Raw genomic sequence first — 12,822 nt, 5'->3', positions numbered from 1 at the left:
AATGTCCGTGAGGATGTGGCTCAATCCATGGTGTGGATGTCGCGATCCTTGGTTTCCGGCAGGAACAGCAGGCCGACGACGAGCGTGATGCCTGCGAAAACGATCGGATACCAGAGGCCGTAATAGATGTCGCCTTTCGCCGCGCTCATCGCGAAGGCGGTGGCAGGCAGAAGGCCGCCAAACCAGCCGTTGCCGATGTGATAGGGCAGCGACATGCCGGAGTAGCGGATGCGGGTCGGGAACAGTTCGACCAGCAGGGCCGCGATCGGGCCATAGACCATCGTCACATAGATGACGAGCACGGTCAGGACCGCGATGATGACGACCCAGTTCACGGCGGCCGGATCGGCCACCATGGCGAAGGCGCCACCGCCGGCAATGGTGTAGACGGCCATCTCAGTCGCTCCGGCGGTCTCGGCCGGCGTCAGCAGCTTGTCCGCCACCAGCTTTTCGGTTGCAACCATCTTCTTGTCGGCGGCACGAACGGCTACCGCATTGAGGTTGAGCTCCGGGTTGGCTGCGATGAAGGCGTCCAGTTTTGCATCCGGCACCTGTGCCGCACCGCGCACCAGCGGGTAGCCGCCGTCGTGCAACGCGGTGTTGACCTGCTTCTGGAAGGCCTTGTCCTTTGCAGATGCATCCGCGCCGGCTGCGATGGCGTCGTAGCTGGCGATAGTGGCGTCGCCGATCTTGACGCTCGCCGGTTCGCCGGCCGCTCCCGCAACGACGTCATAGGGAACGGAGTTGCGCGTCAGGAACGAGGTGGCGATATCGCAGGATGTGGTGAATTTCGCCGTGCCTGTCGGGTTGAACTGGAACTTGCAGTCGCCCGGAGCTGCGGTCACGGTGGCGCGAACGCTGGCCTGCGCTTGCGCAAGTGCCGGGTTGCCCGCCCATGTGAGCGCCTTGAACAGCGGGAAGTAGGTCAGCATGGCGAGAACGAGACCGGCCATGATGATCGGCTTGCGGCCGATCTTGTCGGAAAGCCAGCCGAAGATCACGAAGAAGCTGGTGCCGAGGATAAGCGCTGCCGCGACCATGATGTTGGCCGATTGCCCGTCCACCTTCAGAATGCTTTGCAGGAAGAACAGTGCGTAGAACTGGCCGGTGTACCAGACGACGGCCTGACCGATGACGGCGCCGACGAGGGCAAGCAGGGCGATCTTGGCGTTTTTCCACTGGCCGAAGGCTTCGCTGAGCGGGGCCTTGGAGGTTTTGCCCTCTTCCTTCATCTTCTTGAAGGCGGGGGATTCGTTCATTTTCAGGCGGATCCAGACGGATACGCCGAGCAGCAGAACGGAAACGAGGAAGGGAATGCGCCAGCCCCAGGCGGCGAAGGCTTCCTTGCCGAGTGCGAATTGCACACCGAGGATGACCACCAGCGAGAGGAACAGGCCGAGCGTCGCCGTCGTCTGGATCCACGAGGTGTAATAGCCCCTGCGGCCGTTGGGCGCGTGTTCGGCCACGTAAGTTGCAGCACCGCCATATTCACCGCCGAGCGCCAGACCCTGCAGCATTCGCAGAACGATCAGGATGATCGGAGCGGCGATGCCGATCTGCGATGCGCTGGGCAGCACACCGACGAGGAAGGTCGAAACGCCCATGATCAGGATCGTGACGAGAAAGGTATATTTACGGCCGACAATGTCGCCCAAGCGGCCGAACACCAGTGCACCGAAGGGGCGCACGAGGAAGCCGGCGGCAAAGGCCAGAAGCGCAAAGATGTTGCGTGTCGTTTCCGGATATTGGCTGAAGAAGTTCGCACCGATATAGATCGCGAGCGAGCCGTATAGATAGAAGTCATACCATTCGAAGACCGTTCCGAGAGAAGAGGCGAAAATCACCTTCTTCTCTTCACCCGTCATCGGACGGGCTGCGCCGCTTACGGCTGCAACATTTGCCATTGTCTGTCCTCCACAGATGTCCCAATCGGCGCATTGCGGAGCCCATCTCTCTCCTCCGGGCAAACCTTACGGCTGCAATGCGCGTGATGTCAGAGTGACAGAAAATTAACCCCAATAAGAGCGATGCTTTCGGATTATGACTTTAGTCTAATGTATAATGTGCAAAAATGTCGCAGGGCGGTTTTGGCCTGCCCGCACCGGATGGCCTGAAACGCGCCTTTTTTCTTGACACAAACAAGAAACCTTCTAATAGCTTCTGGCGAAGAAGGAGCATCACCTTGCGCATGCATGTTGCAGACATGTTCGTCATGGAAGGACCGGCACAATCCGCCGGCGATGATCCGCGCCTTTCTTATTCTATCCGAATTACGGCCAAAACGACGATTAAAACCGTCTGACGTCTCTGGCCACCGCTCTCTCCCCGGTTTGGCCGGGGATCGTGGAAGCCGCGATCTAATGCGGGTTCCCACCTCACCAAAAAGAGGAGAGACAGAAAGAGAGCTTGATCATGGGTTTCAAAGTTGCAATTGCAGGCGCCACCGGCAACGTCGGTCGCGAAATGCTCAATATCCTGGCCGAACGCGGTTTTCCCGCCGATGAAGTCGTGCCGCTTGCTTCCGCCCGTTCGCAGGGCACGGAAGTCTCCTATGGCGATCGCACGCTGAAGGTCTCTAACCTCGAAAACTACGATTTTTCCGACACCGATATTTGCCTGATGTCTGCCGGCGGTGATGTGTCCAAGAAGTGGTCGCCGAAGATCGGCCAGCAGGGCTGCGTCGTCATCGATAACTCGTCCGCATGGCGCTACGATCAGGACGTTCCGCTGATCGTTCCCGAAGTCAACGCCGATGCGGTAGCGGGCTTCACCAAGAAGAACATCATTGCCAACCCGAATTGCTCCACGGCACAGCTCGTCGTCGCGCTGAAGCCGCTGCATGACTTCGCCAAGATCAAGCGCGTCGTCGTCTCCACCTACCAGTCCGTTTCCGGCGCCGGCAAGGAAGGCATGGACGAGCTTTTCCAGCAGACCCGCGCCGTCTTCGTGGCCGATCCGGTCGAAACCAAGAAGTTCACGAAGCGTATCGCCTTCAACGTCATTCCGCATATCGATGTCTTCATGGAAGACGGCTATACAAAGGAAGAGTGGAAGGTTCTGGCGGAAACCAAGAAGATGCTCGATCCGAAGATCAAGGTAACCTGCACGGCTGTGCGCGTTCCGGTCTTCATCGGTCATTCGGAATCTGTCAACATCGAGTTCGAAAACGAGATCACCGCCGATCAGGCGCGTGACATCCTGCGCGAAGCGCCGGGTTGCCTCGTCATCGACAAGCATGAAGATGGCGGCTACATCACCCCGGTCGAATCCGCCGGTGAGGACGCAACCTACATCTCGCGTATCCGCGAAGATGCGACGGTTGAAAACGGCCTCAACATCTGGGTTGTTTCGGACAATCTGCGCAAGGGCGCTGCCCTCAATGCCATCCAGATCGCCGAACTCCTGGTCAATCGTGGTCTCATCAAGCCCCGCAAGGCGGCTGCCTGATCTACGATACGATTTTTTAAGGTTCGTTAAGTATAACCCGTCTGTTCTGTGTGGGGCAGGCGGGTTTTATAATTGGCGAGATCACGGCCAGTTTATTTGCAGGCCTTGCTGTCGAAAGGCAATTTAGGCCGCCAAAAGACAGTTTTGGCACCTGAATCATACAGTATTGACGGTTTGGTTCTCGGGAAAAATTCCCCAAAGGATATCGAAGGCAGATTTTGATGCGGGCAATGAAGGTAATTCTGGCTGGTGTGGCCATGGTTTCGGTTCTGGCAGCGACGCCGATTATGGCTGCACAATGCAGCAACACCTCGGCGGGCTTTGATGCCTGGGTCGGCGCCTTCAAGCAGGAAGCCGCGGGCCGCGGCGTCAGCGCCTCGGTGCTTGACCGTGCCTTCTCCGGCGTCTCCTACAACCAGGCGACGATCCGCGCCGATCGCGGTCAGCACAGCTTCAAGCTGTCCTTCGAACAGTTCATGCAGAAGCGCGGTGGTCAGACGATCATTTCACGCGGCAAGACCATGAAGAAGAACAATGCAGCTCTGTTTGCGTCCATCGAACGCGCTTACGGCGTGCCGGCTGGTCCGCTGCTCGCCATCTGGGGCATGGAAACCGGTTTTGGCGGCTTCATGGGCAACCAGCATACGCTTTCCGCCGTTGCGACGCTTTCCTTCGACTGCCGTCGTTCGGATTATTTCACCGAGCAGCTTTATGCGGCGCTGAAGCTCGTTGGCAGCGGCTCGCTGAACGTCAACGCCAAGGGCGCTGCCCATGGTGAAATCGGCCAGACGCAGTTCCTGCCGCTGAACGTCGTGCGCTATGGCGTGGATTTCGACCGCGACGGCCGTATCGATCTCGTCGGCTCGCGCGCCGATGCGCTGGCTTCCACCGCGAACTTCCTCGTCGGCCATGGCTGGCAGCGTGGTGCGGGCTATCAGCAGGGTCAGGCGAACTATGCCGCCATTCAGGGCTGGAACGCTGCAAGCGTCTACCAGCAGGCCATTGCGTTCATCGGCAAGGCGATCGACGGCCAATAAGGCTGTTTCTGCGGACTAAAATTTCGCTTTCGTCATGCCGGACTTGATCCGGCATCCAGCGACGTAGCGTCCGACAGAGGCTTCCCGCATAACCGACGTGATCCTCGGGTCAAGCCCGAGGATGACGAAGGAGAGGTTTGATTGCCGGGCAGATTAATGGCCACCCAGGACGTCTCGCTCTCTCAATCCGCTTCAATCACAGGTCCGGGCGGCGAAAGTCGCCCGTTTTGCTGTCCATCACCCACAATTCTCCGGTCGAAATATCGAACCATGCGCCGTGCAGCTTCACCTTGCCGGCGGTTTCCTGCGCCTTGACGAAGGGGAAGCCGCGCAGATTGGCGATGGAGTTGCGGATGGAAACGCGCTCCAGCGCTGTCTGGCGCTCGGAGGCGGTCATGATGTCGTTGCTCTGGATCTGTTCGGCCGCCGATTTGACCATGTTCATCCATTTACCGATGAAATCGCCGGGTGACAGTGGCTCGAGATTGGGATCGAGTGCTGCCTGAATGCCGCCGCAGCGGCCGTGGCCCATGACGACGATGTCCTTCACCTTCAGAACCTGCACGGCATATTCGATGGCGGCGGAGGTGGCGTGGTACTGTCCATCCGGCTCATAGGGCGGCACCATGTTGGCGACGTTCCGCATGACGAAAAGCTCTCCCGGTCCGCAGTCGAAAATGGTTTCCGGCGCCGAACGGGAGTCACAACAGGCAATGAACAGGGTCTGCGGTTTCTGTCCGGTCTCGGCCAGAACGCGATATCTTTCGCGTTCGTCGACATAACGACCGCTCATGAAGTTCTTGTAGCCGTTGAGAAGGTTTTCCGGAAAATCTTTCATCTATCGCAGTACCGTTGTGCTTGGACCAAGATCAAGAGAAGAACTCGGTGCGTTGAAGACCAATCCTTTGGAGCATTTTCGCTTTTCTTCGAACCGCGAAGCCGCTCCAACTCCTTGTTTCCGCATTTCCAGCCGGAAAACCGGGGGCCACTTTTCCTGGAAATGCTCTAGTCGCTATTTGCGCTTGCTGCGCGAAGGATGCAAGAGATGACGCATCTGCACCATGGCCATGGGTGTGGAGAGACTTGAAGAGTCGGTCTCCAGCGTCAGTTCGTTCATGTCGCGTTTTTTGGTGCGGGCCAGAATTTCGAAGACGCTGGCGGTTGCCAGCTGCAGCGCCTTTTCATCATCGAGACCTTCCAGCAGGCGGGCGAGGAACAGCGCCGACATCAGGTCGCCGAGACCGTTCGGCGCATTTTCGATGGCGCGATGTTCGACAAGCAGTGCGTGGCGGCCGCTGAGGTAGAGGTTGCCGGTGCCGCCCGTCATCATCGGCACGGCTGAGGTGACCAGCATTTTCGGCGGGCCGAGGGAAAGTGCGGCATCCATGATGGCATTGTTGGTCTCAAGCTCGGCGCCGCTCATCCAGGCCAGTTCATAACGGTTTGGCGTGGCGACCGTGGCAAGCGGGATGAGGTGATCACGGATGGCTTCGGCAGTCTCAAGGGGAATGTAAAGCCCGCCCAGATCGCCCATGACCGGGTCACAGGCATAAATCAGCGACGGGTTCTTTTCCTTCAGATTGCGGATCAGCCTTGCGACGGAGCGCACCTGCGCCGCGCTGCCGAAATAACCGGTCAGGACAGCCTTGACCTCGCCGATCCATTTGGCGTTTTCGAGGTCGGTCATTGCCTTGTCGAAATCGTCGTCCTGAAAGCGCATGCGGGTGGACGGGCCGTGGCCGGGATGCCAGGGCATGACGATGGTGGGCACCGCCCAGACCGGATAACCCAGCGTCTCAAGCGCAAAGACCGCCGCGCGGTTGCCGACGGAGCCACGCATGACATGGCTGGAAATGACGATGACAGCGCCCTGTGTATTTTCCTGCATCACGGCCTTCTTGCTTTCAAACGAGGCAGAAAGCCCGCAAGTGCACCTCGCCCTGCCACTGCCAAAGATCAAGATGCGCTCTCATGACATATCGCAAGCCCGGTTTCCACCGTTAATCCCGCAAGGGTCTGTCCCGCAAAAGCATGGCGCGGTCAGGTTCTTTGTCTCTGCCAGCGTCACCTGCGTGTCATTGCGGGATTGCCGAAGTACTCTATAGTTGTACCATGCTTGATCTCGTCATTGCCTATTGGCCGCATATCCTTGCCGTTCTCTCGATTTTGATGGGAACCGTGGCGGCCGTGCATGCCACGATGACGAAGGAGGAGGTCCGCTCCGCGCTTGGCTGGGTCGGTGTTATCGTGCTGTCGCCCATCGTCGGCGCGGTCATCTATGCGATTGCCGGCATCAACCGCATCCGCCGGTCCAATATCACGCAGAAGCGGTCCTTCATGCTGGACGAGATCATGGATCGCGTGGCGCGTCTGGATGCGAGCGGGGACATGATCGCCGCGCGCTTCGGACGGCGTTTCGAGGCTATGAAGACGCTGGGCGACCGGGTGACGCGCCATGCGTTGACGACCGGCAACGGTATCGAGCCGCTTGTGACCGGAGACGCGGCCTATGCCGCCATGCTGGAGGCGATCGGGGAGGCGAAGCGGTCGATCATTCTCGAAACATATATTTTCGACAATGACCGGATCGGTGCCCGTTTTGTCGCGGCGCTCGAAAGAGCGAAGTTTCGCGGCGTGGAGGTGCGTGTGCTGGTGGATGCAGTGGGTGCCCGTTATTCCGTGCCGAGCATCCTGCCGACGCTCAGGGAAAAGGGCATCGTCTGCGATGTCTTCAACGGCAATGTCATCATGGGGCTGCGGCTGCCCTATGCCAATCTGCGCACCCACCGCAAAATCCTCGTGGTGGACGGGCGCATTGCATTTAGCGGCGGCATGAATATCCGCGAGGGGTTCACGCTGGAATTTGGCGGCGAAAGCCAGTCGCACGACACGCATTTCAAGATCACCGGACCGGTGGTATCGGATTTTTTCTCCATCGCGGCGGAGGACTGGCGCTTCACGACAAAGGAGCTTCTGGATGCGCCGGTCTGGGATATCGCCATTCCCGACGGCGTGCCGGGCTCGCAGATCGTCGCCCGCGTCTGCTCCTCGGGGCCGGACAGGAGCATCGAGACCAGTCACAAGATGCTGATGGGGGCATTTTCCGTCGCCCGTTCCTCCATTCTCATCATGTCGCCCTATTTTCTCCCCGATCGGGAGCTTATTTCGGCGCTCATTACCGCAGCAAGGCGCGGGGTCGTGGTGGATATCATCGTGCCGAAAAGCAACAATCTGGTGCTTGTGGACAGGGCGATGACGGCGCAATTCGACCAGATGCTGAAGAATTATTGCCGCATCTGGCGGGCGACGGGGGCTTTCAACCATTCCAAGCTTCTGGTGATCGACGGGCGCTGGAGCTACATCGGTTCTTCCAATCTCGATCCGCGTTCTTTGCGGTTGAACTTTGAGATCGATCTCGAAGTTATGGATGAGGAATTCGCAGCAACGATCGGGGAGCGCATCCGGGATGCACGTGCGACCGCCTTGCCCGTGCGGCTCAGCGAACTGAATGCGCGGCCATTCGTTGTCCGTTTTGTGGAGCGTGTCCTGTGGCTCGCTTCGCCTTATCTTTAGAATGCGGTGCGTCCGACGGGGCGCTGCGCGAGACCGGAGGCATAAACGCGTGAAAAAGAACGGTTTGCTGGAGGATGAAAAAACGGCTTTGACGAAAAACACCAGCCTGTCCGCCTTCGTCATGCAGTCGCTGCGCGACCGCCGTCAGCGGCAGAGTGCGGCACCGGCGACGAAAGATCACTCCTTTCCGGTGATCGCCTCCTACAATGTGCATAAATGCGTTGGCCGTGACCGCAAGTTCGATCCCGATCGCACCAGCCGCGTCATTCAGGAAATCGGTGCTGACATCATCGCGCTTCAGGAGGCGGATAGCCGTTTCGGCGAGCGCACCGGCCTGCTTGATCTCGCCCGGCTGGAGCGGGAAAGCGGCCTCATCCCAGTGCCGGTGCTGGCCGGTGTGAAGGCTCATGGCTGGCACGGCAATGTCGTCCTGTTCAAGGAAGGCGCCGTCAGGGATGTGCATACGCTGAAATTGCCGGGGCTGGAGCCGCGCGGCGCGCTCGTCGTGGAACTGGATCTGAAAAGCGGCGGCACGCTGCGGGTCATCGCCGCCCATTTCGGCCTTCTCAGGCATTCCCGCGCCCAGCAGGCGAAAGCGCTGATCGGCCTTCTGGAAGCGCGCAACGAATGTGCGACCATTCTCATGGGAGACCTGAATGAATGGCGTCTCGGCAACGGTTCGTCGCTCAATACGTTCCGGGATGCTTTCGGCGCCCTGCCGCCGGCGGTGCCGAGTTTTCCGTCCAACCTGCCGGTGCTGGCGCTCGACAGGATCATCGCCAATCGAAAAGGGCTGATCGAGCAGGTGGAGGCGCATGACAGCGCGCTGGCGCGTATCGCCTCGGACCATCTGCCGCTGAAGGCTGCGGTCCGGACCGATCTTCTTCCGATCTGATCTTGCCACGGCAAGCTATGCCGCAGGCAAAGTCCGGAGCCAGGCCGGCGTTAAATCCGCTGCACCGCCGTCAAGTGGCTACGCGAGCGCGCTTCCAGCAAGGATGTGCGAATGGCTTCCATCAACCGCTCGCGATTGTTTCTGGTCTTGCCTCTGTCGAGATTTTGCGCGGAAAGCGCGAGATCAAGACCCTCATGCATCACTATCGAATAGGCAACGGTCGTTGCCCAGCTTTCGTAGTCCTGCTCCATCATGTAGCCCCTGAACTAAATCATTTAGTCCGAATCACCCTGTTCTTGGAAATTACCACAAAATACAAAGCATAAAATAGCACTGTTTCTTGCAGTTCTCTTCGTGTGATGGCTCTATATTGATTTTCGACAGTTTTAAAGCGGGGCAATATAGCCGTATTTGCCACTTAAGCATTTGAATCTGATTCTATTTCAGGATGGTTGCATAGACGTTCCCGCCCATGAAAAACGCCGCGCATCCGGGGGGATGCGCGGCGGGCTTGCGTCGAAGGTGGCGGTGGATGGGAGTATGGTTTCAGCCGGCCTTTTCGAGCTTGTAGTCCGAATTGGCCGGTTCTTCCTGCTTGTGCTGGATGAGCGGGCGGTTGCCCGACAGCTTGCGCACCAGCACGTAGAAGACCGGTGTCATGAAGATGCCGAAGAACGTCACGCCGATCATGCCGGAGAAGACAGCGACACCCATGGCCGCGCGCATTTCCGCACCTGCACCGGTGGAGACGACCAGCGGCACCACGCCCATGATGAAGGCGAGCGAGGTCATCAGGATCGGGCGAAGACGAAGCCGGCTTGCCTCGACCGCCGCCTGAAGCGGCGTTCGTCCCTCGAATTCCAGCTCGCGGGCGAATTCCACGATCAGGATCGCGTTCTTCGCCGACAAGCCCACAAGGACGACAAGGCCGATCTGCGTAAAGATGTTGTTATCCCCTCCCGTCAGCCAGACGCCGGTCAGGGCCGCGAGCACACCGAGTGGCACGATCAGAATGATCGCGATCGGCAATGTGAGGCTTTCATATTGCGCAGCCAGGACGAGGTAAACCAAGAGCAGCGCCAGCGGGAAGACGACGATGCTGGAGTTGCCGGCAAGGATCTGCTGGTAGGTCAGGTCCGTCCATTCGTAGTCAATCCCGGCCGGCAGGTTTTCCGCGAGGATTTTTTCCATCGCTGCCTGCGCCTGTCCAGAGGAATAGCCCGGTGCCGGACCGCCGTTGATATCGGCTGCAAGGAAGCCGTTATAGCGGTTGGTGCGTTCCGGTCCCGTCGTCGCATCCACCTTCAGCAGCGTCGAAAGCGGGATCATCTGACCCGTTGCGGAGCGAACCTTCAGGCGGCCGATATCTTCCGCATGGGCGCGGAACTGCGCATCGGCCTGCACACGCACGCTATATGTCCGCCCGAAGGCGTTGAAGTCGTTGACATAGAGCGAACCCAGATAGATCTGCAGCGTCTGGAAGACGTCGCTGACCGAAACGCCCAGCTGCTCGGCCTTGGCACGGTCGAGATCGGCGAAGAGCTGCGGCACGTTGATCTGGAAGCTGGAGAAGATGCCCGCCAGCTCCGGCGTCTGGTATGCCTTGGCGATCACGGCTTTCGCCGCTTCGTCAAGCGTCTGGTAGCCGTAACCGGCGCGGTCCTCGATCTGCAGCTTGAAGCCGCCCGTCTGGCCGAGACCGTTGACCGGCGGCGGCGGGAACATGGCAATGAAGGCATCCTGAATGCCCGCATATTTCTGGTTCAGCTGCATGGCGATGGCGCCGCCGGACAGTTCCGGCGTCTTGCGCTTTTCGAAGTCATCGAGAATCGCGAAGACGATGCCGGAGTTGGAGCCGATGGTGAAGCCGTTGATCGACAGGCCCGGGAAGGCGATGGCGTGGCTGACGCCGGGCGTTTCCATGGCGATATCGCTCATCCGCTTGATGACGCTTTCCGTCCGGTCGAGTGTTGCGCCATCAGGAAGCTGGGCAAAGCCGATCAGGTACTGCTTGTCCTGCGCCGGCACGAAGCCGCTCGGAACGGTCGTGAACATGCCGTAGGTTGCAGCCACCAGCGCCATATAGACCAGCATCACCAGGCTCTTGCGCGTCACCAGCCCGCCCACGGTCTTGCCGTAGCCGTTTGAGGCGGCGCCGAAGGCGCGGTTGAAGCCGCGGAAGAACCAGCCGAAAATCCGGTCCATGAAGCGGGTCAGCCAGTCTTTCGGTGCACCGTGCTCTTTGAGCAGCAGTGCCGCGAGAGCGGGTGACAGCGTCAGCGAATTGATCGCCGAAATGACGGTGGAGATGGCGATGGTCAGTGCGAACTGCCGGTAGAACTGGCCTGAGAGGCCGGAGATAAAGGCAAGAGGCACGAAGACCGCAACCAGAACCAGCGCGATTGCGATGATTGGTCCGGACACTTCACGCATCGCCTTATAGGTGGCGTCACGCGGCGAGAGCCCGTTTTCGATGTTTCGTTCGACGTTTTCGACGACCACGATCGCGTCATCCACCACGATGCCGATGGCGAGCACCAGCCCGAACAGCGTTAGCGCGTTGATGGAAAACCCGAAAGCATACATGACGGCGAAGGTGCCGATGATCGAGACCGGAACGGCGATCAGCGGAATGATCGATGCGCGCCATGTCTGCAGGAAGAGGATGACGACCAGCACCACGAGGCCAACGGCCTCGAGGAGTGTATCAACGACCTTTTCGATGGAGGAGCGCACGAATTTCGTCGTGTCGTAGACGATCTCGTATTTCACGCCGTCAGGCATTGCCAGCTGCAGATTGTCCATCGTGGCGCGGACATTGTCGGCGATTTCGATGGCGTTGGAGCCGGGGGCCTGGAGAACTGCCACAGCCACGGCGGGTTCACCGTCGAGCAGCGAGCGCAGCGTGTAATCGGCAGCACCGAGTTCAATGCGGGCGACATCGCGCAGGCGGGTGATTTCGCCGTTGGCGCCGCTCTTGACGATGATGTTGCCGAATTCTTCCGGCGTCGTCAGACGGCCCTGGGCATTGACGTTGAGCTGCAGGTCGACGCCGTTGGGGCTCGGCGAAGCGCCGATGACACCGGCTGCCGCCTGTACGTTCTGCTGGCGGATGGCGTCGGAGACGTCGCTGGCAGCCAGATCGTGTTCGGCGACCTTCTGCGGATCGAGCCAGACGCGCATGGAATAGTCACCTGCGCCGAAGACCTGCACCTGGCCCACGCCTTCGATGCGGGCGAGGCGATCCTTGACGTTCAGCGTTGCGTAGTTACGCAGGTAGGTGATGTCATAGGCGTCGGTTTTCGACACCAGATTGACGACCATGATGAAGTCGGGCGAGCTCTTGACCGTCGTGATGCCGAGTGCGCGGACTTCCGCCGGCAGGCGCGGTTCGGCCTGCGAAACGCGGTTCTGCACCAGCTGCTGCGCCTTGTCGGGGTCGGTACCGAGCTTGAAGGTCACGGTCAACGTCAGCACGCCGTCGGATGTCGCCTGACTGCCCATATAGAGCATGCCTTCGACACCGTTGATCTGTTCTTCAAGCGGCGTGGCGACGGTTTCAGCGATAACGGCCGGGTTCGCACCCGGATAGGTGGCGCGGACGACGACGGATGGCGGAACGACTTCCGGATATTCGGAAATCGGCAGGGCGCGCATGCCAAGAAGGCCTGCCACCACAATCAGGATCGACAGAACGCCGGCGAATACCGGCCTGTCGACAAAAAATCTGGAAATATTCATATCCAGTCCCTCTCCGGGTATATTTTGGAATGCAAAGGCCGTTCCGGCGGCTTTTCTGCCGCCGGTGAAGGCCGGTTCTGTCTGAAGGGGCGTCTCGCGGGAGGGCGGGACGCTTATTGATCAAAAAGG

General features: G+C 59.5%; 10 protein-coding genes. 5 read left to right on the top strand and 5 right to left on the bottom strand.

Going from position 1 to position 12,822, the window contains the following annotated elements; genetic code table 11:
- Positions 1-20 precede the first annotated feature (20 nt).
- Entirely contained in the window at positions 21-1,904 is a 1,884-nt protein-coding gene (locus tag V6S97_RS08255) for an MFS transporter (protein ID WP_020811747.1), read from the bottom strand.
- A 167-nt stretch (positions 1,905-2,071) separates the two neighbouring features.
- Between V6S97_RS08255 and V6S97_RS08250 the strand changes: the two genes are divergently transcribed.
- The 3 genes from V6S97_RS08250 to V6S97_RS08240 all read left to right on the top strand — a co-directional run bounded on the left by V6S97_RS08250 (position 2,072) and on the right by V6S97_RS08240 (position 4,484).
- The gene (locus V6S97_RS08250) at positions 2,072-2,302 is read left to right on the top strand and encodes a hypothetical protein (protein WP_003504036.1); all 231 of its coding nucleotides are present in this window, start codon (positions 2,072-2,074) and stop codon (positions 2,300-2,302) included.
- Between the two features lie 110 nt (positions 2,303-2,412).
- Positions 2,413-3,447 (top strand): aspartate-semialdehyde dehydrogenase, encoded by a 1,035-nt coding sequence (locus V6S97_RS08245; RefSeq protein WP_003504038.1) that lies wholly within the window; start codon positions 2,413-2,415, stop codon positions 3,445-3,447.
- 221 nt (positions 3,448-3,668) lie between these two features.
- On the top strand, positions 3,669-4,484 hold the full coding sequence (locus V6S97_RS08240) for a lytic murein transglycosylase (protein ID WP_334426510.1): 816 nt from the start codon (positions 3,669-3,671) through the stop codon (positions 4,482-4,484).
- A 196-nt stretch (positions 4,485-4,680) separates the two neighbouring features.
- Here the strand turns inward: V6S97_RS08240 and V6S97_RS08235 are convergent, their stop codons facing one another.
- Both V6S97_RS08235 and pdxY read right to left on the bottom strand, forming a co-directional pair.
- On the bottom strand, positions 4,681-5,322 hold the full coding sequence (locus V6S97_RS08235) for a carbonic anhydrase (protein WP_003504043.1): 642 nt from the start codon (positions 5,320-5,322) through the stop codon (positions 4,681-4,683).
- A gap of 174 nt (positions 5,323-5,496) precedes the next feature.
- Positions 5,497-6,372, bottom strand: a complete 876-nt coding sequence (gene pdxY, locus V6S97_RS08230; RefSeq protein WP_334426509.1) for a pyridoxal kinase PdxY — start codon at positions 6,370-6,372, stop codon at positions 5,497-5,499.
- Between the two features lie 224 nt (positions 6,373-6,596).
- On the opposite strand from pdxY, the gene V6S97_RS08225 reads away from it, so the two are divergent.
- Both V6S97_RS08225 and V6S97_RS08220 read left to right on the top strand, forming a co-directional pair.
- Positions 6,597-8,057 carry a phospholipase D-like domain-containing protein gene (locus tag V6S97_RS08225; protein ID WP_003504048.1) on the top strand — a complete coding sequence of 487 codons (1,461 nt, stop codon included), beginning with the start codon at positions 6,597-6,599 and terminating at the stop codon, positions 8,055-8,057.
- A gap of 49 nt (positions 8,058-8,106) precedes the next feature.
- Positions 8,107-8,952 (top strand): endonuclease/exonuclease/phosphatase family protein, encoded by an 846-nt coding sequence (locus V6S97_RS08220; RefSeq protein WP_111835092.1) that lies wholly within the window; start codon positions 8,107-8,109, stop codon positions 8,950-8,952.
- 50 nt (positions 8,953-9,002) lie between these two features.
- Here V6S97_RS08220 and V6S97_RS08215 read toward each other — a convergent pair whose 3' ends face one another.
- Both V6S97_RS08215 and V6S97_RS08210 read right to left on the bottom strand, forming a co-directional pair.
- Complete coding sequence (locus V6S97_RS08215; RefSeq protein ID WP_162692635.1) at positions 9,003-9,206, bottom strand: hypothetical protein; 204 nt, start codon at positions 9,204-9,206, stop codon at positions 9,003-9,005.
- Between the two features lie 292 nt (positions 9,207-9,498).
- Positions 9,499-12,693, bottom strand: coding sequence for an efflux RND transporter permease subunit (locus V6S97_RS08210; protein ID WP_003504054.1), 3,195 nt, complete (start codon positions 12,691-12,693; stop codon positions 9,499-9,501).
- Between the last annotated feature and the right edge of the window lie 129 nt (positions 12,694-12,822).

The sequence above is a fragment of the Agrobacterium sp. CCNWLW155 genome (assembly GCF_036888815.1).
Lineage (GTDB): Bacteria > Pseudomonadota > Alphaproteobacteria > Rhizobiales > Rhizobiaceae > Agrobacterium > Agrobacterium radiobacter.
The sequence above is the reverse complement of the archived record's forward strand: the minus strand, read 5'-3'. Positions and strand labels throughout refer to the sequence as shown.

Excerpts from the sequence above, each read along its gene's own strand:
- V6S97_RS08245 (WP_003504038.1), top strand. The coding sequence starts at position 2,413 with ATGGGTTTCAAAGTTGCAATTGCAGGCGCCACCGGCAACGTCGGTCGC.
- V6S97_RS08255 (WP_020811747.1), bottom strand. The coding sequence starts at position 1,904 with ATGGCAAATGTTGCAGCCGTAAGCGGCGCAGCCCGTCCGATGACGGGT.
- V6S97_RS08250 (WP_003504036.1), top strand. The coding sequence starts at position 2,072 with ATGTCGCAGGGCGGTTTTGGCCTGCCCGCACCGGATGGCCTGAAACGC.
- V6S97_RS08235 (WP_003504043.1), bottom strand. The coding sequence starts at position 5,322 with ATGAAAGATTTTCCGGAAAACCTTCTCAACGGCTACAAGAACTTCATG.
- V6S97_RS08210 (WP_003504054.1), bottom strand. The coding sequence starts at position 12,693 with ATGAATATTTCCAGATTTTTTGTCGACAGGCCGGTATTCGCCGGCGTT.
- V6S97_RS08215 (WP_162692635.1), bottom strand. The coding sequence starts at position 9,206 with ATGATGGAGCAGGACTACGAAAGCTGGGCAACGACCGTTGCCTATTCG.
- pdxY (WP_334426509.1), bottom strand. The coding sequence starts at position 6,372 with ATGCAGGAAAATACACAGGGCGCTGTCATCGTCATTTCCAGCCATGTC.
- V6S97_RS08225 (WP_003504048.1), top strand. The coding sequence starts at position 6,597 with ATGCTTGATCTCGTCATTGCCTATTGGCCGCATATCCTTGCCGTTCTC.
- V6S97_RS08240 (WP_334426510.1), top strand. The coding sequence starts at position 3,669 with ATGCGGGCAATGAAGGTAATTCTGGCTGGTGTGGCCATGGTTTCGGTT.